The organism is Klebsiella sp. Q11, from assembly GCF_964241505.1.
Classification (GTDB): Bacteria; Pseudomonadota; Gammaproteobacteria; order Enterobacterales; family Enterobacteriaceae; genus Klebsiella; species Klebsiella michiganensis.
Genome location: NZ_CAXSXW010000001.1, coordinates 461926 through 484248, shown reverse-complemented (window position 1 = coordinate 484248; position 22323 = coordinate 461926). Strand labels below are relative to the sequence as shown.

Below are 22323 nucleotides of genomic sequence, written 5' to 3'. Positions count from 1 at the left end.
TCAGAAGAAACTCATGCCAATGATGATGGTATCTCCGGCCTGTACGGCGGAGTCGGCGGCGACGTTTTCCAGCAGTTTACCGCTGCGAAACTGACGAATGCGGATGTCATGGCGATCGGCGCGATCGGTAAAGCCGCCGGCCAGCGCAATGGCTTTTTCAGCGGTTAAGCCCGGTTCCCAGGCGTAACCGTCCGGTTTTTTGACTTCGCCTAACAGATAAATTTTACGGTATTCGGCAATGCTCACGGTTACCATTGGCGCCTGCAGATAGTTACCGCGCAGCTTATCGGCAATTTCGTTGCCGACCTGTTCGGGCGTTTTCCCTTTCAGCATCAGGGAGCCTATATAAGGATAATCAACGCTGCCGCTATTATCGATTTTTACGCGCATAGTGAGATCCTGCTCGCCGGAAACCGCGATATTGATCTCATCTCCCTGGTCCAGATGATAAACGGCATCCGGCGGCGTTCGGATCGTCTGCGGCGGCGCCGAACAGCCCGCCAGCCATAGCGCCAGAAGAGAAATCACCGCCCGTTTTCCATAGCTAAGGATCATATTTGTACCTGCGTCATAAAAATAATGGCCGAGTCGTTGTAGCCCAGCGTGCGCTCGACCTCATGGTCATAGTCCGGGCCAATATAAAAGGCATCTTTTTCTTTATTAGAATGCATCGTGTTCCATTGCAGCTTCAGCTGAAAATTAACGGATGGACGGTAGTCGTAGTTGAAGGTGAGCGAAACGAGGTTTGATCGATCTTTGCGTCCGTTGGTCTGGTGTTTGTAATCCTCTGTAATATAAGAGTAATCAACCAGAGTGGAGAACCTGTCGACCAGCCAGTGGTGCTCATAGCCCAGACCGAAATTTGATACCAGAATATAGCCGCCGGAGTCGGTGGGATCTTTTATTCGTTGTGAACTGTGTAGGTTGAGCTTTATCTGTTCAAGCGGTTTCCAGTCGGCGTTAATATCCCAGTTCAGGCCGTTGAATCCCTGCGAGTCGGGATTATGGATAAAATCTTTATACAGCCAGGCGACGTTGCCGTTGATCTCGGTCTTGCCGGAAAGACGATTTTTCATGCCGACCAGCAGGTAATATTCATTACTGTCTTTTAACGGGTTGAGTTCATAGCGACGCTGGTTGGTAATAAAACTGTAGCGATAGCGCAGCGTTTTGGCTTTTTGATCAAAAAGCTCGGCGACCACGCTGTTTTCATGCCACTCCTGATCGTGCATGTAGTAATGAAAGTCGGCGCTGGCGTCCTCAATGCTGTCGAGATTGCGAAAGCGCAGCTGCTTATGCATTAGCGCAACTTCTGCTTTACCGCGCCCTTCCGGCGCCCCGTAGCTATAGCGCAGTTCACTGTTAAAGAAGCGCGTGGCGATGGGCTTATTAATGCCAAACTCTTTAAACTGCTCGGGGAGAAACCCCTCGGTGGTATCGCGGCCGCGCTCTTCATGGCCGAACGTTTCATCGAGATCCAACGACAGCCCGTGCATGCTGCCGAAGCGCCACTTGCCGTTAAACATAAAAAAATGGTTGTCGCGGTTATCTGCGCTATCGCTGGCGTAGCGGCGGTAATCGCCGGAGTACATCAGTAAATAGCGGTCCTCGTAGCGCTCGCCGATGGCTTTGAAAATCGGCTTAACGCCTTGATAAGCGGAGCCGATTTCATTCCCGCCGTAGCGTTGCCAGGTCACGTTGTCATTGTAACCGACGTCATAACCCACCTGGCTCTCGAAATCGATGCCAGCCACACCGGTATGTGGTTTTGCCTGCAGGTCAGCCCATGCGTAAGGCATCGCCAGCAAACCTGCGAGGAAAGTGAGTTCAGAACGCATTCTTCCCCACAAATCCGCGGAAAAACGTTAAAAACACAATTTTAATGTCCAGCAGCAGCGACCACGACTGAATATATTCCAGATCGTACTGAATGCGTTTTTCCATTTTATCAATCGTGTCGGTTTCGCCGCGAAAACCGTGTATTTGCGCCAGCCCGGTAATGCCGGGCTTCACTTTATGGCGGATCATGTAATTTTCCACCAGCACGCGATACTGCTCATTATGCGCGACCGCGTGAGGGCGTGGGCCCACTATCGACATGGTTCCCTGCAGCACGTTAAAAAACTGCGGTAGTTCGTCAAGCGAGGTTTTACGTAAAAAGGCGCCGAAGCGGGTAATGCGCGGATCGTTACGCGTTGCCTGGGTCACTACCGCGCTGTTTTCCATCACGCGCATGGTTCTGAACTTCCAGACGGGGATCTGTTTACCGTTCAGGCCGTAACGGTTTTGTTTAAACAGCACCGGGCCCGGCGAAGTCAGCTTAATGCCGATCGCCACCGCCAGCATGACCGGCAGGCTGACCAGGGTAAAAAAAGCGCCAAGCACGATATCTTCGATACGCTTGAGTACCGCGCCTTCGCCTTCAAACGGCGAGGTAAAAATGCTGATCGTCTGAATATTGCCAAACATCCGCAGCTGAGAAATATGTGAGCTGTAGGAAAACAGGTCCGGTACCAGAAACACATCTACGGTGGTGTCGGAAAATTCATTCAAGAACTGGCGAATACGCTGCTGGGCGACCATCGGCAGGGCAATATAGACTTCATCGATTTCTCCGGCTTTCGCCAGCGCCAGCAGGTCGCGCGAGTTGCCTTTTTTCTCAATGCTGAGCAGGCGACTGTCGCGCTGCACGGCGCGGTCCTCAAAGAAGGTAATGTCAATCCCGTCGTGGGTATACTCCTTAAACAGCGCCTGCTCGATGGCCAGCCCGGCTGGCGTTATGCCTAAAATAGCCACCTTGAGTCTGGATTTGAAAAAATAGCGGCTGGAGATAACGCGAATCAGAAACATACTAATAAATATGGCAATCGAGCACAGCACAATAATTTCAGCTAATCGCACCGCGTTTGTGCTGGCGTGATTGTTCAGTAATAATTCGGCGCTTACAAACAATAAAAATGATAACAAGCCGCTTATACTGACGCTGAAAAACAATTTAGTTAATTTTTTTAAATACTGGCCTTTAAACTGACCAGAATATAGCTGAAAGTGTTCATTGGCTCTGATAAAAATCAGTGAGTATATTATGCCCAGGAACAGAGAGGCCGTTGAAGGTTCGACGAAAAAGTATTTTAAATAAGCGAAAATGAACAAGTTGACGGCAATAAAATCCAGTAGCTTCATCAGCTTACTATAGCGGGCGTTGTAAATTTTAATGGTGCTATCCGTCATCTTTTTGCTCGTTTTATAGTCAATAAAATGATGTCCTGTCCTTCTTTAAAGCTGAATTTATGTCTATGAATCTATTCAAAAATTAAGCTTTAGCTCGGCGTTGATTATTGTAGCCTACGATTAATCTTATGTCGAACCTGCCCCGGACTGAGAGGAGATAACTTTTCCTGACGGGCAATAATATTTTTATCATTGCCTGAAGCATAAAAATGGCGGTTACGATTAAATAGGGGCGGAGAGACCCGGGTGGCAAACGAACGGTCGTCGTGACTACATTTCCTGGCCGATCCGCACTTGAGCGTTAAAAAATTCGCGCCAGCGGGGCTGGCGCGTTTATAGACTAAATCCCAATGCACATGTATTTGATTTCTAAGTAATCCTCGATGCCATACTTCGACCCTTCGCGACCGAGACCGGAAGATTTCACGCCGCCGAACGGGGCGACCTCGGTGGAGATCAGGCCGGTGTTAATCCCGATAATGCCGTACTCCAGCGCTTCGCCGACGCGAAAGACGCGGCTCAGATCGCGAGCGTAGAAATAGGCCGCCAGGCCGAATTCGGTGTCGTTGGCCTGAGCAATAACATCCGCTTCATCTTTAAAGCGGAATAGCGGGGCGAGGGGGCCAAAGGTCTCTTCTTTCGCCACTTTGGCATCACCGGGGACGTCCACCAGAATCGTTGGCTGAAAGAAGTTTCCGCCGAGCTCATGAACTTTGCCGCCGGTTACTATCCGCGCGCCTTTGCCCAGCGCATCGGCGATATGCTCCTGTACTTTGGCGATTGCTTTCTCGTCAATCAGCGGCCCGATGGTGACGTTCGGCTGCAGGCCATCGCCGATTTGCAGCTTACTCACCGCCTGCTGAAGCTTTTCGGCGAAACGATCGTAGACGCCATCCTGGACGTACAGGCGGTTGGCGCAGACGCAGGTCTGCCCGGCGTTGCGAAACTTGGAGGCCAGCGCGCCTTCGACGGCTTTATCCAGATCGGCGTCGTCAAAAACGATAAACGGCGCGTTGCCGCCGAGCTCCAGCGAGACCTTCTTGATATCTTTCGCGCACTGTTCCATCAGCTGGCGGCCAATTTCCGTCGAGCCGGTAAACGAGAGTTTGCGCACCAGCGGGTTACCGGTGAGCTCATTGCCGACTTCGCTGGCCGATCCGGTGACCACATTAAACACGCCCTCGGGGATCCCGGCGCGGTTGGCGAGCTCCGCCAGCGCCAGCGCGGAGAACGGGGTCTGGCTGGCGGGCTTGAGCACCATCGTGCAGCCTGCGGCCAGCGCCGGGCCCGCTTTACGGGTGATCATCGCCGAGGGAAAATTCCACGGTGTGATAGCGGCGGTCACGCCAATCGGTTGTTTAATCACCAGCAGCCGCTTGTCGGCCTGATGGCCGGGAATGGTATCGCCGTAGATGCGCTTGCCCTCTTCGGCAAACCACTCGATAAAGGAGGCGGCGTAGCTGATTTCACCTTTTGCTTCCGCCAGCGGTTTACCCTGTTCCAGCGTCATCAGGCGCGCCAAATCGTCCTGATGCTCCATCATCAGCTCAAACCAGCGGCGCAGGATAGCGGAGCGTTCTTTGGCGGTAAGGGCGCGCCATGCGGGCAGCGCGCCGGCGGCGGCATCGATAGCCTCGCGGGTTTCTGCGGCGCCCATTTTGGGCACGCTGCCCAGCTGCTGGCCGTTGGCGGGGTTCGTGACCGCGAGGGTCTCTTTGCTGCTGGCGTCGCGCCAGCGTCCGTTAATCAACGCCTGCTGGCGAAAAAGGGTAGGGTCGTTAAGTTGCATGGTTGCGTCCTGTCTTAATCTGTTTTAAACCGTGGATGCGCCTGAATCAGCTGCGTCAAACACCTGTCCCTGTTTAGTGTAGACGAACGCGTTCAGAGAACCGGGAGCAATGCTGGGTGATACAACAATAACCACAAATAATTTACGGATATTTGAACTGGCAGAACGTTATTGTGCAAACAATGCTGTATTTTTTATGCTCAACCCGCAAGAAAGGAGCGCTCTATGTCACAGCAAGAACGGTTTTGTCAGGCCTGTGGAATGCCGATGTCCGCCGGGGAGGCGAAAAGCGCAAGCGAAGAGTACTGCGCCTGGTGCTGCGATAGCGAGGGGAAGCTTAAATCCTGGGAGGACGCCGTCTCCGGCCTGGCCGAGTTCCTCGATTCCTGGCAGAAGGTCGGCCCCGCGGAAGCGCGCAAGCGGGCGATGCGCTACTTAACGGCCATGCCCGCGTGGGCCCATAAAGCGGAAGAGTAACCCGCAGCCCGGAGCAAAACTCCGGGCTTTTAGCGCGTCAGAACTTCCAGGAGACGCTGCCGACAATACTGCGCTCTGCGCCAAAGTAGCAGTAAGAGAGCGAGTTACAGGCGGCAACGTAGCTTTTGTCGGTCAGGTTATTCACGTTCAGCTGGGCGCTGAGGCCTTTAATTCCCACCTTCGACAGGTCATAGCCGATCGCCATATCCACCAGCGTATAGGATGGCAGAGTGTGCGTATTCAGGCGGTCGCTGGTAATGCCGTTGACGTAGCGCACGCCGGAACCCAGCGTCAGGCCATCCAGCGGGCCGCTTTTTACATCATAGCTCAGCCAGGCGCTGGCCTGATTGCGCGGCGCGTAAACTGCACGCTTGCCTTGCTCTTCCGGGCTGCTTTTCTTATAGCGAATGTCGGTGTAGGTATAGGCGGCCTGCAGGCGGAAGCTATCCGTTAGCTGGCTTATCGCCTCCAGCTCCACCCCTTTCGACTCAATTTCACCAATCGAACGATACGGATCGGTCGGCTCTTCTTTGGTGGCGATATTGGTCTGATTGATGCGGAATACCGAGGCGCTGAACTGGCTGTTCATTCCTTCCGGCTCATACTTCAGCCCGGCTTCCCACTGCTTGCCTTTCATCGGATCCAGCACGTTGCCGTTTTCGTCGGCGAAGCTGGTGGGCGTAAAGGCGGTGGAGTAGCTGATGTACGGGGCAAACCCGTTATCGAACAGATACAGCAGCGCGGCGCGGGAGCTGAAGTTGTTCTTATCCAGATCGCTGCGCGTTTGATTAAGCTTATTGATGTTGGAGACGCTGACCTGGTCGTAGCGCCCGCCGAGGGTCAAACGCCAGCGCTCCCAGGACATTTGATCCTGTAAATAGTAGCCGGTCTGGCGCAGCTTGTGCTTCTCGCGGCTGTACATGGTGATGTAATCCGGCTTCGCGCCGTAGACCGGATTAAAGGCGTCAATGGCCGGGAATGCGCCATAGTAGCCGGTGGTGTCGTTGCTGCGGTCCTGATAGTCGATCCCTATCAGCAGGCGATGGTTAACGGCCCAGGTATCGACGCTGCCGTCGAGCTGGTTATCGAGGGTGATGGCGTTCATCTTTTCGTCCGAGCCGGAATAGCCGCGGTTCAGCTCGGTTTCGTTCAGCCAGCCTGCGGCATAAACCTGATTCAGCTCGACTTTGGTATGCAGGTAGCGCAGCTTCTGCCGCACCGACCAGCCGTTATCAAACAGATGCTCGAAGTTGTAGCCGACCATATTTTCGCGGCGATCGTACTTGTCGTAGTCATCTTCTCCCTCGAAGAAGGTGTTAGCGATTTTCTTGCCGTAGTGCGGCACCACGGTACCTTCATAGGGGAGGCCCGAGTGGCTGCCGCCCTCCGGGTCGCGATGCAGATAGGCCATTAAATCAAGGCGCGTCTGGTCGGTGATGCGCCAGGTCAGGCTGGGCATAATCGCGTAGCGCTGCTCTTTTAAGGTATCAAACTGCGAGTCTGCATAGCGGGTCATGCCGCTTAAGCGCGCCGCCACGCGATCGTTATCGTCCAGCGCCCCGGTAACGTCAAACGCCGCCCCGCGCTGGTTGTTATTCCCGGCAAACAGCTTAATTTCCCCGCCGGGATCGAATGAGGGTTTACGCGAGGTGAGGGCGACGATGCCGCCGGGCGAAGAGCGGCCGTACAGCACTGAGGCCGGGCCGCGCACCACTTCGATATTTTCCAGGAACCACGGATCGACCACCAGCGAGCTGTGCGAGTTGGTATCGCCCATCATTTTCAGGCCGTCGAGATAGACGTTATCCAGGCTGCCGTCGGAGAAGCCGCGCAGGACGATATAGTCAAAGCGGTTGGAGGCGCCAATCTGGTTGCTGTATACCCCGGGGGTATAGCTCACGGCCTGGCGGACGCTGATCGCGCCCTGTTCTTCAAACTGCTCGCGCGTGATAATAGACACCGATTGCGGGGTCTCTATATCCGGGGTGGCAATTTTGGTCGCGCCGCTCTGCATCTGCGAAGTGACCACGATGGTTTCGTTTTTTGTTGTTTCCTGGGCCAGCAGCGGGAAGGCGACGCCGCCGGTCACCCATCCTACCAGTAGCGCCAGGCGAGTTTTCGCAAACATGAACATCTCCAAAGGCATTTCTAATTGTTAATAAGAATTATTACCTTTTTGATGCTGTCTATAGCTATGCGCAATGCCAGGATACGTATGCGCGCTGCCAAAGCCGCTGACTATTTTTCGCAAAAAGGGGAAAAATGGATTAGCCCGGCTTTTGCACATCGCAGGGCGAGATGCCGTAGCGCCGACGAAAAGCGGTAGAGAAGTTGGTGGCGTGCTGGTAGCCCGACATCCAGGCCGCCTGCTGCACGCTATAGCCCTCCAGCAGATAGCTTCTTGCCCGCGCCAGCCGGCAATCGCGCAGGTAGTCAAAAACCGAACAGCCGTAGGCCTGGCGAAACTTACTGCGCAAGCTGCTGGAGCTCATCGCCGCCCGCTGGGCCAGCTCATTGAGGGTGTAGTCGTTTTCCGGCGCCTGCTCCAGCAGGCGGCGAACTCTCTCCAGCCGCTGCTGTTCGCCGCCCGCCGGGGCGACGTGCTTCGCGCTTTCATCCTGACAGACGCTCAGCCCATGACCGAACAGCTGCAGGATAAGCCCTTCCAGCATCAGCTGTCGGGACACGCGACTCAGCGCGCTCTGCTGCGCGTACTGCAGTCCGCTCAGCAGAAAACCCGGTATCTGCCAGATAAGCGTTGGCGTCTGGCACCTTTCCCACTCGCGCATCAATGAATCGAGCAGGCCATCGCGCCAGGTGCCGTCCGGGTAGAGTCCGAGGGAGAGCGTACGGAGCCGGCTGTCGGCATCGTGGCGGGCGCGCATGGCCTGATGTTCGCTAAGGCGCGAGGTGAAGGCCATCCCGGAACGCACCAGGTGCTGCTCCCCGTTGAGGGTCAGCGCGACGCAGCCTTCCAGCACCACCAGCATATAGAGCGGGCTACTGTGGCGGGAGGTGGTCTCATAAGGCTGCAATACGTGAACATCAGAATGGGTGACGCACATGCCGCAGGGCAGGGTCATCTCTTCCACTTCTCCCCGCAGCACCGGGCTGGCGTGCGGAGGCTCCGGCTTTTGCAGCAGCTGCGGGAAGCGGTAGTCGATACCGTATCGTTCACCAAACGCCATAAACTCGCTGACGGAGAAGGTTTTCCTCAGCGCCTGGCGGGCGGGTTCGTTCTGCGTAGTTGTCTTGTTCATGCGGTTTTCGGCACCGGAGAGGGCGTCATCGGATGACGTCACCTTATCACTGCGCGGGCAGGGCGACAATAAAGATGAGAATCATTATCAACTTTTGCGCTGCGGCACAGAAGGCGCGCGGACGGCCGCTATCCGTGCGCCAGCGGCAGGGATCAGGCGTCAGCGTTGTCCAGCGGCCAGGAGTCGAACAGGTAGCCGTCGAAGTAGATATCATCGACGTTGGAGAACTCCAGCAGGCGGCGTTTGACGTTTTCCAGATGCTGCCACATGGCAAGCTTGGCCGCCCGGGCGTCTTTTTTGATTAAGGCGGCGAGGATCCGTTTGTGATCCACCAGCCACTCCTGGCGGTAGTGGGTATCGCCGAGATGGCGGTGCAGCTGTATCCACATGGGGTTATTTTCCCGCCACTGCCATGACTGCCTGAACAGCTCGACCAGCATACTGTTGTGGGTCGCTTCGGCAATGGCCAGATGAAACTGCATATCGCCGCTTTCGGAGCCGCCCGGCGCGCTGCTGGCCAGCTCGCGCTCTTCCAGCTGCAAAGCCTGGCGCATTTTGATGATATCTTCCCGGGTTGCCTGCAGGGCGGCAAATTCGGCGATATTGCTCTCCAGCAGCTGGCGGGCCTGCAGCAGTTCAAACGGACCGGCATCATTGCAATGATTGATGTCCGCGCTCTCCGCCGCGCCTTCTCCGACGGCGTTATCGAGCACGTAGATTCCGGCGCCGCGGCGCACTTCGACCAGTCCTTTAATCTCCAGCATGATCAGCGCCTCGCGGACCACGGTGCGGGTCACGTCCAGCATCTCGGCGATTTCGCGTTCCGGCGGTAAGCGATCGCCGGGGTTATAGGGCGTCTGGACGATCAGATTGCGGATCAACGCGCCGACTTCCTGATAGGGTCTGTGCTGAGAAGTTTGTAATTTCATGATGTTATGTTGTGAGATGCGATAGCCCGGTGGCTGACTATAGCATCTGGCCAGGGGGTTGGCACCTCCCCGTGCGCGGAGAGTGGGAAAACGGGTCAACCACACTGGTGTTCAGTTGACCCGTGGCAGGACAGAGCGTTACAGGCCGCCGCCGGGCGCCGCAACGCACTCGCGGGCGCCGCGCTCGCACAGCGCGTGGTAAGCCTGCGTCACCGCCGCAATAAAATCGCTATTGTCCGGCAGATCGTGGGCAAAAATTCCGCTTAACGCCAGCAGCGCGGCGACGCGTTCTGCGCCCTGAAAACGCTGGTTGATCTGTTGGATCTCCGCCAGCAGCGGGTCGACGACATCAATAGGCTGCCCCCGCTCGTCGATGCCCTGGGTATAGCGCATCCAGCCCGCCACGCCGAGCGCCAGATGGTGCCAGCTGCTGCCGTTTTGCAGATGCAGACGGATGGGATCCAGCAGGCGCTGCGGCAGCTTCTGGCTGCCGTCCATGGCGATCTGCCAGGTACGATGGCGCAGCGACGGGTTGCTGAAACGGGCAATCAGCAGCGTGGCGTAGGCCTGGAGATCGGTGCCTTCCGGCATGGAGAGCGTCGGTGCCTGCTCCTGCATCATCAGGGCGAAAGCCGCTTCACGATAGGCCGGGTTGGTCATGGTATCGGCGATGGTTTCATAGCCGCCGAGATAGCCAAGATACGCCAGGAAGGAGTGGCTGCCGTTGAGCATCCGCAGCTTCATCATTTCAAACGGCACGACGTCTTCAACAAACTGCGCGCCGACTTTATCCCACGCCGGGCGGCCGCTGACGAAGCTATCTTCAATCACCCACTGGCGGAACGGTTCGCAGGCGATGGCGCACGGATCGTAGACCCCAAGCTGGTCGGCAATCTCCTGCAGCGTTTCCGGCGTCGCCGCGGGTACGATGCGGTCAACCATGGTGCACGGGAAGGTGGCATGGGCTTCAATCCACGCCGCCAGCAGCGGGTCGCGCGCCTGGGCCAGGCCAAGCACCGCCACTTTCGCCACGTGGCCATTCTCGCGGACGTTATCGCAGGACATCACCGTAAAGGCCTCAAGCCCCTGCACACGGCGCAGGCGCAGCGCTTCGACGATATAGCCTATGGCGGATTTCGGCGTCGTCGGGTTGGCGAGGTCGTGTTGAATCAGTGGGTTGTTGAGATCGAGCTGGCCGCTGGCCGCATCGGTGCAGTAGCCTTTTTCCGTGACCGTCAGGGAGACGATTGCCGTGTGCGGACGCGTCATGGCGCGCAGAATGCCGTCACAGCCGTCGATTTCCGGATGCAGCGCCTCTTTCATCGAACCGATAATTTTCAGCGCGGTGCTGTCAGCGCCTTTTTCCGCCACCGTGTAGAGCAGCTGCTGGTTTTTCAGCTGTTCAATCAGAACGCGATCGTTGCCCGGCATCAGGTTGACTTCGCAGATGCCCCAGTCGCTGTCGCTGGTTTCCAGCAGATGATGGGTATAAAGCGCCTGATGCGCGCGGTGAAATGCGCCGCAGCCCAGGTGAACGATGCGGGATTCCAGGCGAGAACGATCCCACGCGGGGCGCGTCACCGGCAGGTTGCTGTCGGCAATGGTTGCAGTCATAGCAAACTCCAGAGTGGGCCGCAAAAGGCGGCCGAAGAGGTAAAGGCGGGACGTCGGCCCCGCCAGTCAGGAATTAGCGGCTAAAAAAAGCGCGCTGAATCGCCAGCTCGACGCCGCGAACTTCAGCCAGCCCTTTCAGGCGACCAATCGCGGAATAGCCGGGGTTGGTTTTCTTTTTCAGATCGTCGAGCATCTGGTGGCCGTGGTCAGGACGCATAGGGATAAGATCCTCTTTGCCTTCCGCTTTACGGCGGTGCTCTTCTTCAACAATCGCTTTCACCACTTCGTACATGTCCACGTCGCCGTGCAGGTGAGCGGCTTCGTGGAACGTTTTCGGGTTCTCTTCGCGCAGCGTAGAGCGCAGATGGGTGAAGTAAATGCGCGGGCCGAACTGCTTAATCATATCCACCAGATCGTTGTCGGCGCGGACCCCGTAGGAGCCGGTGCACATGGTAAAGCCGTTAGCCATGCTGTTCACCGTGTCGACCATCCACTGCATATCTTCAATGGTCGAGACGATGCGCGGCAGGCCGAGAATCGGGCGCGGCGGATCGTCCGGGTGTACCGCCATACGTACGCCAACCTCTTCGGCGACGGGGATAATCGCTTTCAGGAAGACGGCGAAATTCTCGCGCAGCGCGGCTTTATCAATATCTTTATAGGTGGCAAGGTGCTGGCGGAACTGGTCGAGGGTATATCCCTCTTCCGCGCCCGGCAGACCGGCGATAATGTTGCGGGTCAGGCGCGCTTTATCTTCATCGCTCATGGCGGCGAAACGCTGATTCGCCTGAGCGACCTCTTCGGCGGTATAGTCCGCTTCCGCGCCCGGGCGCTTGAGGATATGCAGTTCAAAGGCGGCGAATTCAATTTGATCGAAACGCAGGGCTTTGGAGCCATCCGGCAGGACGTATTCCAGGTCGGTACGAGTCCAGTCGAGGACCGGCATAAAGTTGTAGCACACGGTACGGATGCCGCACTGGGCCAGATTGCGCAGGCTCTGCTGGTAGTTAGCGATCCACTTCGCGTAGTTGCCGGTATGGGTTTTGATCTCTTCGTGAATCGGTACGCTTTCGACCACCGACCATACCAGCCCGGCGGCTTCCACGATGGCTTTACGCTTGAGGATTTCGTCAACCGTCCACACTTCACCGTTCGGGATATGGTGCAGGGCGGTAACCACTCCGGTCGCGCCCGCCTGACGGACGTCAGCTAAAGTGACCGGATCGTTAGGGCCATACCAGCGCCATGTCTGTTCCATGCTTAACCTCTTTCACGTTATTGACCTGCTTCAGGCCGCTGCTTTGATGGTAGCGTCGGTTCCGGTCAACCATCGTAACGGAGGGGAAACCAGACGATATGGCGTATAAATTCCTCCAATTGGTCGAACATGTCAACCATGAATGGTGAATTGGTAAACCAAAATGTGACGGAGATGTGCGAAGGGGAGGAAACGTTAAACAGGGCGGCATTGATAAACCGCCACGGGGCGCGGGCTGATTCTGCTGGCGTTAGCGTTAAGCAATTTTCATGTACTTCAAGAGATTACTCAGAACCGGAGAAGTGGAATTCTTCATGGGCATAGGGCCAGTGCGCGGCGGGTAGCGACGTGTTGCGAAATGGTTAACCAATGTGCCAAACCTATCGACCAGAAGAACGGAGGCGGTCATTGATGCCGGCCGGAGCGCGTACGGACTCGCAGCAGATCACACTTTTTGATTATTACGATTTCCATATAAAAACTACGTGTTATCATTCCGCTGGTAAATACCTTTTCAACTCTCACCGAGGCTTTGATGCTGGAGAATGTCATCATCAGATAATCAGCTTCCCGACCTTTTCAGGCCGGACTGGTTATCGCTGCGCTTAAACCTTACGCGAACACCTGCGGGTGTTGGCTCGTTTTTACGCATGATGATTAACAGGTTTCTTCAGTATGAATCTATCCCGTCAGGAACAACGTACCTTACACGTTCTCGCTAAAGGTGGCCGGATCGCGCACATCCGCGATGCATCAGGCCGCGTCACCTCTGTTGAATGCTACAGCCGCGAAGGGCTCCTGCTCAGCGACTGCACGCTCGCCGTTTTCAAAAAACTCAAAACCAAAAAGCTGATTAAGTCCGTCAACGGACAGCCCTACCGCATCAATACCACCGGGCTGAATAACGTCCGCGCACAGCTGGACAATCGCTAAGGAGCCTCTGATGACAAACCACAGCTTCACTTTTCATGTCGCCTCTGAAGGCGATACCGATGACATTCTCGACGTCGAAACCCGGGCTTTCGGCTACAGCAAAGAGGCCAGGCTGGTGGCCGATTTGCTTAACGATGAGAGCGCCTGCCCGACGCTATCGCTGCTGGCCAGGCATAACGGAGAGGCGGTTGGGCATATTTTATTCACCCGGGCGACGTTCAAAGGGGAGCCGGACTCGCCGATGATGCACATCCTTGCTCCCCTGGCGGTGGTGCCGGAATACCAGGGCGTGGGCGTTGGCGGAGAGCTTATCCGGCACGGCATTGAGCAGTTGAAAGCAATGGGAAGCCAGATGGTATTTGTTCTGGGCCACGCCGCTTACTACCCCAGGCACGGGTTTGAGCCATGCGCGGGAGATAAAGGCTATCCGGCGCCTTATCCGATTCCCGAGGCGCATAAAGCCTGCTGGATGCTGCAGCCGATTTCGTCTCAGCCGCTGGGACGAACGGGCCAGATACAGTGCGCCCGGGCGTTAATGAAACCCGAGCACTGGCGCGAGTAATCAATAAGGAGATGATGATGACTATTGGTACGATTATTACAGGTTCCAGGCATATCGCGTTGTCATCCCGGGAGCGCAAAATCCCCTGGGATGAACCGGCTTTTAGCCAGCGTATGCTGGAGAACCATCTGTCGCAGGAGCACGACTGGGCCAGCCGCAGGCGGGCGGTTATCGAACAACAGGTCGCGTGGATTGCCGGACAGCTACCCGCCGGCGCGCGCATTCTGGACCTCGGCTGCGGGCCGGGCTTTTACACCCGCCTGCTGGCGGAGCGCGGCTTTTACTGTACGGGCGTGGATTTTTCGCCGGCGTCGATCGCCTGGGCCCGGCAGCAGGCGCAGGCGGCCGGGCTGGATATTGCCTATCACCAGCAGGACGTTCGCGAGTACGCGCCGGAAACCCAGTTTGATTTCATTATGATGACCTTCGGTGAACTGAACGTGTTCAGCGCGGCTGAAGCCCGCTCGCTGGTTCATCGCTGCGCGCAGTGGCTGGTTCCGTGGGGAAAGCTGCTCATCGAGGTTCATACCTATGCTGAAGTTAAACGTCAGGGAATGGCCGATCCCGGCTGGCAGCGCTGTCCGCAGGGGCTGTTTCTTGATGTTCCACACCTGCTGCTGACGGAGCACGCCTGGGATCCGGCGGCGCAAACCAGCTCCACGCGGTTTATGGCGATTGAAGAGAGCGGCAAGGTGACGCGCTTCGGCAGCCGGATGACCGCCTGGCATGATGACGCTTATCTCGACCTGCTGCGCACGGCGGGTTTGACCACCATTACCCGCCCGGATGAGGCGGAATGGCCGGTCAGCGAAACCTTTACCGGCAAGCTGTACGCGCTGCTGGCCGAAAAAAACGTTCCCGATTCTCTTTCCGCAAAACCCATAAAAGGAATTCAACCATTGGATATTCCACGTATTTTCACCATTAGTGAAAGCGCTCACCGCATCCATAACCCGTTTACGCCGGAAAAATACGCCGCCCTTGGCCGCGCGCTGCGAATGAAGGCCGGAACCCGAATACTCGATCTTGGCAGCGGGTCGGGGGAGATGCTCTGTACCTGGGCGCGCGAACACGGCATTCGCGGCATCGGCGTCGATATGAGCGCGCTGTTCAGCGAGCAGGCTAAGCTGCGGGCAGAAGAGCTCGGCGTTGCCGACCGCGTGACGTTTATTCACCAGGACGCCGCCGGTTATGTGGTCGAGGAAAAATGCGACATCGCCGCCTGCGTTGGCGCGACCTGGATCGCCGGCGGCGTCGCCGGGACTATCGAGCTGCTGAGCAAAAGCCTCAAGCCCGGCGGTATGCTGCTGATCGGCGAACCGTACTGGCGCCAGGTACCGGCAACGGAAGAGATAGCACAGGCCTGTGGCGCCTCTTCGCTCGCCGACTTTCTGACGCTTGCCGATCTGGTCTCCTCTTACGATGCGCTTGGCTATGACCTCGTCGAAATGGTGCTGGCGGACCAGGAAGGTTGGGACCGCTACGAAGCGGCGAAATGGCTCACCATGCGCCGTTGGTTGGAGGAAAACCCCGATGATGAGTTTGTGCCAGAAGTCCGGGCGGAGCTGACGATGGCGCCAAAACGCCATACGACTTATACGCGCGAATACTTTGGCTGGGGCGTATTTGCGTTAATCAAGCGGTAGTTGAAATACCCGGCATAGCAGGAAGGCTATGCCGGGATCAGGGGGGCAGAACCGCAGGAAAGGGCGTCCCTGGGTGTTCTCTTGTCAGTTTACGCATTGCCCAGGACAGCAGCCTGTTAGCGGCGAACTGGCCATATTCATTACGTTTTCAGGATAATTTCTTGGGGATTTCTGGCACTGAATGCACGTCAATTTGACTCTGCGTACTCCGTCGCTAATTATTTTTTTCCGGGCTCACAACCATCCAGACAGCAATACCTATAATGATCGCCCCGATAACAAAACCATTGTTAATGGTTTCGTTCAGTACCATGTATCCCCATAGCACGCCAAATGGAGGAATTAAAAAGGTCACTGTGAGTGAACGTAAGGGGCCGATATCAGCGATAAGCCGGAAATAGAGTATGTAGGCAAATGCGGTACAGATCGCTCCTGCGGCAATGACGCTTATCCATGCCTCTTGCTGTAACCAGTTAACGGTCGGTCCACTATGGGTGCTCCATATAAAAAAGGGTAGCAAAAAAAAGGACGCACCTATCTGACTACCGAAGGCCACCATTTTAGGATCGAGTCCACCTTTGTTTGAAATCCAGCTACGCGTCAGAAAACCGGCGATCGCATAGCAACTGGTCGCGATGAGGCAGGCAATAACGCCGGCAATTTGTTTCTCAACTGACAGGGGTTCACCAATTGTGGCGATCGCGATGATCCCGACAATGCCCAGGAGCATGCCAGCCCATTTTCTGAAGGTTAATTTCTCTGCAAAAAATGCAAACCCAATCACTGCCCCCATCAACGGCGTTGTTGCATTCAGAATGGCTGAATACCCAGCCGGTAACCATTTGGCAGCCAGGCAATACATCAGGAAGGGTAATCCAGAATTAATGACGCCAAGCATCACTGAGGACTTAAATTTATCTTTAAAGTCAAAAGAAGATTTAAAGATAAATAAAATAACCGCGAGGCCTGTGAAACCAAAAAAGACGCGCAAAAAAGCCGTGTTAATCGCGCCAAACTGCGGTACGGCTATACGCATAAAGAGAAAACTCGCGCCCCAGATAGCGGCGAGCAACAATAACCGAAGATAATCAGCAATGCGCATAGCGGTTCCTTTTATTTGAATGAGAAGTCACAACGCAACTGTGAAACAGGGCGGGCGTACTGACAAACAAGATTTTTGTTTATACTTAAGCTTTTCTAATTCATGAAGTCGTGTAGCCGATGAAAATGCCACCTTTACATGCGCTTATGTGTTTTGAGTCTGCGGCAAGGCTGATGAGTATGAAAGCGGCTGCCGATGAGTTATGCGTGACATCCAGCGCGGTCAGCCAACAGATTGCTAAGCTGGAAAGCATGACGAACAGCCGGTTGTTCATACGTAGTCCTCGCCGTCTCGAACTGACAACCGAAGGACGCATTTATCTGCGGGCGATAAGGCCGGCTTTCAATCAGATAGCAGAAGCAACACAGCGCTTAATGAATGAAGGAAAGGCAAACAAAGTGACGGTCAGTTGCACAAGTGGTTTTGCCATCCAATGGCTCCTGCCGCGGCTGCCTGCATTTGAAAAAGCCAATGCGGGCGTGGAAGTGCAAATCAGTACAACCAACAGGCAGGTTGATTTACTGTCTGAAGGGATTGATTTCGCCATCCGACACGGGGCTGGTGACTATCCCGGGCTGGAGTCTGAGTGCCTGATAAACGATAAACTCCTCCCGGTCTGTAGCCCCCGGTTAATCGCATCAGAGGACGAGCTCTCATCACCGGGCGATATGGCTGAATACACGCTGCTGCACGATGAACACCGGCTGGACTGGGCTCTCTGGTTTCGTGCTCTGGGTATTAACGATCTGAATACAGACACGGGGCCCGTTTTCATCGATTCCAACGGCGTGATTGAGGCCGCAATCGCGGGCAAAGGTATCGCGCTCGTGCGCAGTTCTCTTATTTGTGAAGAACTGAAGAGTGGTTTGCTGATTAACCCGCTAAAAATACCGGTTGATACGCCGATTGCGTACTATCTGGTGTACGACGAGTCCGCGGTCTTGCAGAAGATATGCCGGCGTTTCCGTGACTGGATAACCACGACCGCGACCAAAGAATTTCCCGCGATAGACAAGAGGGCTAAATAAAGAGGCTGACTCCAGTTCTGCCCGTACTCCCTCTGAATCCCCTGTGGCGGGGGAAGAAATGGGGAGATATTCGTCTCCCCGCTGAAGACACGTTGCTGCTCGAATACAGCAGGCCTGACGGCGGCAGCCCGTTTTATCAGAATTTGACGGTCACCTGATTGCCGAGCACCCAGGCGTTTTTAATGTCTTCGCTTCCTCCCGGATGAACGAGCAGCTGCAGGTTAGGGCGCACGGTCAGCCATGGCGTCGCGCGAAAGCTATAATGCAGCTCTGCGGCATACTCGGCTCTGCGAACCGGAACATACAGAGGGTTATCATAATCATCGATCCCCCGCATCTGGTTCAGGAGCTGCGCCCGACGGGCGACTCTGTCGTTGGCGTGCATTTTACTGACGCCGAAGCTGATAAAGTCCTGCGGACGGCTGGCGAAAGGGCCTTGATAAATGGCGCCGGCCTGAATCTGATAGTCCATTGTCGCCGTATCTTTATCATTCATTGCCAGATGCCCGAAAAGGCTAAGGCCACGTTGGCGCTGGCTGCTCGAGTGGGTCAGCTGCTGGACGATATAGAGATAACCTCCGTAGCGGCCGTCGTGTCGCCGGGCGGCCTGGTGCGTGAGCACATAGGGATCGCCATTGTCATCATCCAGCACATCATTGGCGTCCGCCGTGTTATACCATCCCCCGAGTTTCCAGATGCCGGGGAGTTTCGCCGCGCCGAGAGTAGGTCGATATCCCATTTCAAAAAGGTACATGTACCCCAGATGCCCGGTACCATCCAGCTGGAAGCTTCCGTGGCGGGTGGCGTAGTCAGGATTGTACTGAAACGCGCCGGCCTGGACGTAAAGCTCCGGGGCAGGGCTGTATTTAATACGGCCGCCCCACTGGCCTATGGGGGTGTTATACCAGACGCCGCTGCCGTGGCCGGCTAAAGAGCCGCACAGCGACAGGTTTTGAAAAAAGCAGCCGTTGTTATCAAAATCCTCTCCCGGCGGCATCAGGCCCACCTTGAGATCCAGCTTTTTATCCCACCCGGTTTTTTTGAACCAAAACTGCGTCGCGTGCCATGTTTGCCCCCGACCGTAGTTGCTCTGAACACCGGAGCCTATTACCGGCGCGCGCGGATCCTGAAGGCGATCCTGAGTCAGATCTCGCCCGTTACGATTATTCACCGACGCTTTAAATTCACCGTCGTGAATACCTAAAATCTTTTCCAGATCCATATTTACGCCGAGAATATACTGGTCGCTGTAGCGCAGGGTTTTATCGCGATCGTAACCGCCGGAGATATTCGTGGCCGTCATTGCGCTATATTCCAGCGTAAAATCATAACCATGACGGCGCAGATCCGTACGCACGCCTCCCCATTCTCCGGTCATGTTTTTTGCGGTGGGAGAAAAAAGCGTCTCGTTGGCCAGCGTCTGTAAAGGGTGTAGTAAAGCCAGCAGCATCGTGCCGCTGTGGATGAGTTTGTTCATGTTTTTACCGCCTGTTAATGATCCAGGTCTATGAATAATTCCCGGTAAGGCGCAGCTGAATCAGCCGACTGCGCCGACCTCCCGTCAGAGGTGGCCCCGCGCTTCCCGGAGCCACAGGCCGTCTATGGCGACAGCTCTTCTAACGATTTTCCTTTGGTTTCAATGGCAAAAAGCCAGGTAATTAAGCCGCCAATCAGCGCAATGACCGCGAAAGTGATAAACACAAAGCGGATCCCGAAGCCGCTGACGATAAAACCGACCATCAGTGGGCCGATGGATGACCCCGCCCGGAGCCATGCGCTGGAATACGCGGTGCCGATAGCGCGCAGTCGGGTGGGATAAAGCTCTGCCGCGTACAGATAAAGCGAGAAAGCGATGGTCTGCAGAATGGCGTAGGTCAGGCTGCCCAGAATCAGAATTTCAACGGCGGATTTCGCGCCCAGAACGGAGAGCGTAATCAGCGGAACGACGGCCAGTAAAAAGGCCCATGTGTACCAGCGTTTGCGCCCGACGCGGTCGATCATCAAGGCGCAGATCACTGAAGCCACGACGCCGCAGGAAGAGGTGATCCAGCCGTAGGCCAGACTGGTATCGAGGGAGAGGTTAAACCAGGTTTTGTAGAGGGTTGGAAACCAGGTGATCATTCCGTTGTTGACGCTATAAACCGTCAGCCACAGTCCCCAGAGCATAAAGGTGCGGGATTTATAGATACCGCCAAAGAGGGCCTTAACCCCTTCCGGAGCCGCTTTTTGCACCGCGGGGGCTTTTATTTCCGGTTCGGGCAACGTCATCCCGCGCCTGATGACCTCTGATTCCAGCGTCGATACGATGCTGTCCGCTTCCTTCAGCCTCCCTTTTGCGGTCAACCAGCGCGGTGATTCCGGCATCAGCCAGCGCAGGGGAACGGTCAGCGCGGAGGGGACTAAGCCAATTAAAAACATGACCTTCCAGCCATAGATGGGCACCAGAAAATACCCCACCAATCCGGCAAACATCATGCCGATAGGGAAAATCACTTCATACAACAAAAAGAAACGCCCGCGCTTTTTGGCGCCGACAAATTCATTGATATAGGCGCTGGCAACGGGGACTTCCGCACCGATACCCACCCCCTGTAAAAAGCGAATAACAAGAATTGACCAGCCGTTCCAGGCAAAAAGGCAGGCCGCATCCATGAGTACGAACATGATGATGGTGATACGCAATACGCCGATACGGCCTATTTTTTCCGCCAGCGAGCCGAAAAACAGGGCGCCGCACAGCTGGCCCACGTAGCTGGCCGCAATAATAAGACCGACAAACGTCGGCGTGAGACCCCACTCCTGGGTAAGCTGGGGGAGCGCAAAAGCGATAGCAATAATGGTATAGGCATCGAAAAACGTCGATAAGCCGACGATAACGCGGATCGCTTTCAGCCGTCGGGTGATGGGGAGGCGTTCCAGCCTTGCCAGTAGCGCGTCTGGCGTGGACGCCGTTCCGCTGGCAACGGCGTAATCTGAAGCAATGGCCTGAGTTGACATAGTATTACCCTGTTAAACGTTGTCTGGGGCATACACGTAAGGTTCTGAATAACCACAGGGCAACGAACCCTTATTCATCGACGTGCTGCATATAATGCTGTCCTGATGTGTTTATGATAACGTTACTGCAATCGATTTCACTTACAGCTAATCCTTTGCTGGATTCGCCGCTAAGTCAATTACGCCTGTTGTATAAATGTCGAGCAGTTCACAATCTGAAAAAACTCACGCGCAAAAAGGCGAAGCGGCGAATGCAAAGCAAAATGGATAAGAAATGTGAATTAACGACCAGCCGAATGAACCCGGCAAAGTGAAGCACCATTTCTTTTGTCCGGGCGAGGTTTGACGTAAGATCCTTTAACCCCACGGTTTGCACGATGGTATCCGTTGAACGGGCAACACGGATTTTTACCCGCATTGATGAGTTGGAGCAGCAGATGGATCAAGAAAGTGAACTGAACGATTTGCCGGAAAAAAAGCTGGCGACAATGCGGGATGTTGCTCGCGCTGCGGGCGTGAGCGTCTCGACCGTTTCGCGCGTACTCGATGAACGGTTACCCACTTCGCGCAGCGCCTCGGCAGAGAAAATTCGCCAGGTAGCCCGTGAGCTGGGCTACCGTCGGGACTATGTTGCTTCCAGCCTGCGCCGGGGCGATACCGGAACGCTTGGCGTCCTGGTGCCGAGGCTGACCGATGCCGTTACGGCGATGCTTTTCGAAGAGATAGCCAGGGCGGCGGCCAGGCGAGGCTATTTCGCGATCGTTGCGACCTGCGGTGATAGCAAGGAGCAGGAGAAAAACGCCGTGGAATCGCTGCTGGATCGCCGCGTGGATGGATTAATCATGTCCACCTGCCGGCTGGACGATCCTTTGCCGCAAACCCTGCGTGAACGGGATGTGCCCCACGTTCTGGCGCTGCGTACCGACGGTTTTAGCCCCTCATCGGTTGGGGACGATGAGCTTGGCGGCTATCTGGCTACCCGACACCTGATTGATTTAGGCCACCGCGATATTGGCCTGATTGGCGGCCCTGATTTTGCCTCCAACGCGCGCAACCGGCGTAAGGGCTTTGAGCGGGCAATGCAGGAAGCCGGGCTCAGGATCGAAGCGGAATGGTGCTGTCATTCAGATTTTAATATCGCCTCGGGGGAGCAGCAGGGAATGAAAATTCTCAGCCAGCCTCATCGCCCGAGCGCGCTGTTTGCCGTCAATGACGAGCTGGCGATCGGCGTCCTCGCGGCCGCGCACCAGCAGGGGCTGGTGATTGGCGAAGATCTCTCCCTGGTCGGCTACAATGATATTCCCCTGGTGAGCAGACTGCCCGTGGCGCTGACCTCGGTCAGAACGCCGCTGGAGCATATCGCCAGCAATGCGGTTGATATGTTATTGAATCCAGAGATAAATAATAATATGCGGATTACCACGCCTTCCCTTATTCCCCGTAAGTCTACCGCGTCTCCACGTAAATAATCCCCCTGCGATCCTCCCCGACTTTCCA

18 protein-coding genes and 1 pseudogene are annotated in these 22323 nt (G+C 55.7%); 7 read left to right on the top strand and 12 right to left on the bottom strand.

Features of this window, described 5'->3' with window-relative positions:
• The 4 genes from ACESQ2_RS02195 to gabD all read right to left on the bottom strand — a co-directional run bounded on the left by ACESQ2_RS02195 (nucleotide 1) and on the right by gabD (nucleotide 5020).
• Nucleotides 1-555, bottom strand: a complete 555-nt coding sequence (locus ACESQ2_RS02195) for a polysaccharide biosynthesis/export family protein (RefSeq protein ID WP_004847971.1) — start codon at nucleotides 553-555, stop codon at nucleotides 1-3.
• A complete protein-coding gene (locus tag ACESQ2_RS02190) occupies nucleotides 552-1838 on the bottom strand; it encodes an outer membrane beta-barrel protein (protein WP_025107255.1) in 1287 nt (428 codons plus the stop codon). The genes ACESQ2_RS02195 and ACESQ2_RS02190 overlap by 4 nt, the downstream gene beginning before the upstream one ends.
• Nucleotides 1828-3231: an undecaprenyl-phosphate glucose phosphotransferase gene (locus ACESQ2_RS02185; RefSeq protein ID WP_014228048.1), complete on the bottom strand. Its 1404-nt coding sequence runs from the start codon at nucleotides 3229-3231 to the stop codon at nucleotides 1828-1830. The genes ACESQ2_RS02190 and ACESQ2_RS02185 overlap by 11 nt, the downstream gene beginning before the upstream one ends.
• A gap of 340 nt (nucleotides 3232-3571) precedes the next feature.
• Nucleotides 3572-5020, bottom strand: coding sequence for an NADP-dependent succinate-semialdehyde dehydrogenase (gabD, locus tag ACESQ2_RS02180; RefSeq protein ID WP_014228049.1), 1449 nt, complete (start codon nucleotides 5018-5020; stop codon nucleotides 3572-3574).
• A gap of 225 nt (nucleotides 5021-5245) precedes the next feature.
• Here gabD and ACESQ2_RS02175 point away from each other — a divergent pair, with 225 nt between their 5' ends.
• Entirely contained in the window at nucleotides 5246-5497 is a 252-nt protein-coding gene (locus ACESQ2_RS02175) for a zinc ribbon domain-containing protein (protein WP_025107253.1), read from the top strand.
• A 37-nt stretch (nucleotides 5498-5534) separates the two neighbouring features.
• Here the strand turns inward: ACESQ2_RS02175 and foxA are convergent, their stop codons facing one another.
• From foxA to uxuA, 5 genes are all read right to left on the bottom strand, one after another.
• Entirely contained in the window at nucleotides 5535-7643 is a 2109-nt protein-coding gene (foxA, locus tag ACESQ2_RS02170; RefSeq protein WP_373170128.1) for a ferrioxamine B receptor FoxA, read from the bottom strand.
• Nucleotides 7644-7764: 121 nt separating this feature from the next.
• Entirely contained in the window at nucleotides 7765-8757 is a 993-nt protein-coding gene (locus ACESQ2_RS02165; RefSeq protein ID WP_014228052.1) for an AraC family transcriptional regulator, read from the bottom strand.
• 152 nt (nucleotides 8758-8909) lie between these two features.
• Nucleotides 8910-9686 (bottom strand): Uxu operon transcriptional regulator, encoded by a 777-nt coding sequence (uxuR, locus tag ACESQ2_RS02160; RefSeq protein ID WP_049070938.1) that lies wholly within the window; start codon nucleotides 9684-9686, stop codon nucleotides 8910-8912.
• Between the two features lie 138 nt (nucleotides 9687-9824).
• Complete coding sequence (locus tag ACESQ2_RS02155) at nucleotides 9825-11300, bottom strand: fructuronate reductase (RefSeq protein ID WP_373170127.1); 1476 nt, start codon at nucleotides 11298-11300, stop codon at nucleotides 9825-9827.
• Nucleotides 11301-11373: 73 nt separating this feature from the next.
• Nucleotides 11374-12558 carry a mannonate dehydratase gene (uxuA, locus tag ACESQ2_RS02150; protein WP_014228054.1) on the bottom strand — a complete coding sequence of 395 codons (1185 nt, stop codon included), beginning with the start codon at nucleotides 12556-12558 and terminating at the stop codon, nucleotides 11374-11376.
• Between the two features lie 675 nt (nucleotides 12559-13233).
• Here uxuA and ACESQ2_RS02145 point away from each other — a divergent pair.
• The 4 genes and pseudogenes from ACESQ2_RS02145 (at nucleotide 13234) to ACESQ2_RS02130 (ending at nucleotide 15699) form a co-directional block, all read left to right on the top strand.
• A complete protein-coding gene (locus ACESQ2_RS02145) occupies nucleotides 13234-13491 on the top strand; it encodes a YjhX family toxin (protein WP_004110819.1) in 258 nt (85 codons plus the stop codon).
• A gap of 10 nt (nucleotides 13492-13501) precedes the next feature.
• Nucleotides 13502-14053, top strand: a complete 552-nt coding sequence (locus ACESQ2_RS02140) for a GNAT family N-acetyltransferase (RefSeq protein WP_200913827.1) — start codon at nucleotides 13502-13504, stop codon at nucleotides 14051-14053.
• An 11-nt stretch (nucleotides 14054-14064) separates the two neighbouring features.
• Nucleotides 14065-14592: pseudogene (locus tag ACESQ2_RS02135) on the top strand (class I SAM-dependent methyltransferase); the annotation flags it as partial.
• A gap of 360 nt (nucleotides 14593-14952) precedes the next feature.
• Nucleotides 14953-15699: a methyltransferase domain-containing protein gene (locus ACESQ2_RS02130; protein ID WP_373170139.1), complete on the top strand. Its 747-nt coding sequence runs from the start codon at nucleotides 14953-14955 to the stop codon at nucleotides 15697-15699.
• Between the two features lie 214 nt (nucleotides 15700-15913).
• On the opposite strand, the gene ACESQ2_RS02125 is transcribed toward ACESQ2_RS02130, so the two are convergent.
• The gene (locus ACESQ2_RS02125; protein ID WP_373170126.1) at nucleotides 15914-16801 is read right to left on the bottom strand and encodes a DMT family transporter; all 888 of its coding nucleotides are present in this window, start codon (nucleotides 16799-16801) and stop codon (nucleotides 15914-15916) included.
• Nucleotides 16802-16920: 119 nt separating this feature from the next.
• On the opposite strand from ACESQ2_RS02125, the gene gcvA reads away from it, so the two are divergent.
• Nucleotides 16921-17829, top strand: coding sequence for a transcriptional regulator GcvA (gene gcvA, locus ACESQ2_RS02120; protein ID WP_373170125.1), 909 nt, complete (start codon nucleotides 16921-16923; stop codon nucleotides 17827-17829).
• 136 nt (nucleotides 17830-17965) lie between these two features.
• Here gcvA and ACESQ2_RS02115 read toward each other — a convergent pair whose 3' ends face one another.
• Both ACESQ2_RS02115 and ACESQ2_RS02110 read right to left on the bottom strand, forming a co-directional pair.
• Nucleotides 17966-19306, bottom strand: coding sequence for a carbohydrate porin (locus ACESQ2_RS02115; protein WP_373170124.1), 1341 nt, complete (start codon nucleotides 19304-19306; stop codon nucleotides 17966-17968).
• Nucleotides 19307-19428: 122 nt separating this feature from the next.
• The gene (locus tag ACESQ2_RS02110) at nucleotides 19429-20826 is read right to left on the bottom strand and encodes an MFS transporter (RefSeq protein WP_032718963.1); all 1398 of its coding nucleotides are present in this window, start codon (nucleotides 20824-20826) and stop codon (nucleotides 19429-19431) included.
• Nucleotides 20827-21263: 437 nt separating this feature from the next.
• Between ACESQ2_RS02110 and ACESQ2_RS02105 the strand changes: the two genes are divergently transcribed.
• The gene (locus ACESQ2_RS02105) at nucleotides 21264-22295 is read left to right on the top strand and encodes a LacI family DNA-binding transcriptional regulator (protein ID WP_196546909.1); all 1032 of its coding nucleotides are present in this window, start codon (nucleotides 21264-21266) and stop codon (nucleotides 22293-22295) included.
• Nucleotides 22296-22323: the final 28 nt, after the last annotated feature.

What these genes read in the sequence shown, in the direction of transcription:
- ACESQ2_RS02195 (WP_004847971.1), bottom strand. Translation starts at nt 555, where the DNA reads ATGATCCTTAGCTATGGAAAACGGGCGGTGATTTCTCTTCTGGCGCTA.
- ACESQ2_RS02190 (WP_025107255.1), bottom strand. Translation starts at nt 1,838, where the DNA reads ATGCGTTCTGAACTCACTTTCCTCGCAGGTTTGCTGGCGATGCCTTAC.
- ACESQ2_RS02185 (WP_014228048.1), bottom strand. Translation starts at nt 3,231, where the DNA reads ATGACGGATAGCACCATTAAAATTTACAACGCCCGCTATAGTAAGCTG.
- gabD (WP_014228049.1), bottom strand. Translation starts at nt 5,020, where the DNA reads ATGCAACTTAACGACCCTACCCTTTTTCGCCAGCAGGCGTTGATTAAC.
- ACESQ2_RS02175 (WP_025107253.1), top strand. Translation starts at nt 5,246, where the DNA reads ATGTCACAGCAAGAACGGTTTTGTCAGGCCTGTGGAATGCCGATGTCC.
- foxA (WP_373170128.1), bottom strand. Translation starts at nt 7,643, where the DNA reads ATGCCTTTGGAGATGTTCATGTTTGCGAAAACTCGCCTGGCGCTACTG.
- ACESQ2_RS02165 (WP_014228052.1), bottom strand. Translation starts at nt 8,757, where the DNA reads ATGAACAAGACAACTACGCAGAACGAACCCGCCCGCCAGGCGCTGAGG.
- uxuR (WP_049070938.1), bottom strand. Translation starts at nt 9,686, where the DNA reads ATGAAATTACAAACTTCTCAGCACAGACCCTATCAGGAAGTCGGCGCG.
- ACESQ2_RS02155 (WP_373170127.1), bottom strand. Translation starts at nt 11,300, where the DNA reads ATGACTGCAACCATTGCCGACAGCAACCTGCCGGTGACGCGCCCCGCG.
- uxuA (WP_014228054.1), bottom strand. Translation starts at nt 12,558, where the DNA reads ATGGAACAGACATGGCGCTGGTATGGCCCTAACGATCCGGTCACTTTA.
- ACESQ2_RS02145 (WP_004110819.1), top strand. Translation starts at nt 13,234, where the DNA reads ATGAATCTATCCCGTCAGGAACAACGTACCTTACACGTTCTCGCTAAA.
- ACESQ2_RS02140 (WP_200913827.1), top strand. Translation starts at nt 13,502, where the DNA reads ATGACAAACCACAGCTTCACTTTTCATGTCGCCTCTGAAGGCGATACC.
- ACESQ2_RS02125 (WP_373170126.1), bottom strand. Translation starts at nt 16,801, where the DNA reads ATGCGCATTGCTGATTATCTTCGGTTATTGTTGCTCGCCGCTATCTGG.
- gcvA (WP_373170125.1), top strand. Translation starts at nt 16,921, where the DNA reads ATGAAAATGCCACCTTTACATGCGCTTATGTGTTTTGAGTCTGCGGCA.
- ACESQ2_RS02115 (WP_373170124.1), bottom strand. Translation starts at nt 19,306, where the DNA reads ATGAACAAACTCATCCACAGCGGCACGATGCTGCTGGCTTTACTACAC.
- ACESQ2_RS02110 (WP_032718963.1), bottom strand. Translation starts at nt 20,826, where the DNA reads ATGTCAACTCAGGCCATTGCTTCAGATTACGCCGTTGCCAGCGGAACG.
- ACESQ2_RS02105 (WP_196546909.1), top strand. Translation starts at nt 21,264, where the DNA reads ATGGATCAAGAAAGTGAACTGAACGATTTGCCGGAAAAAAAGCTGGCG.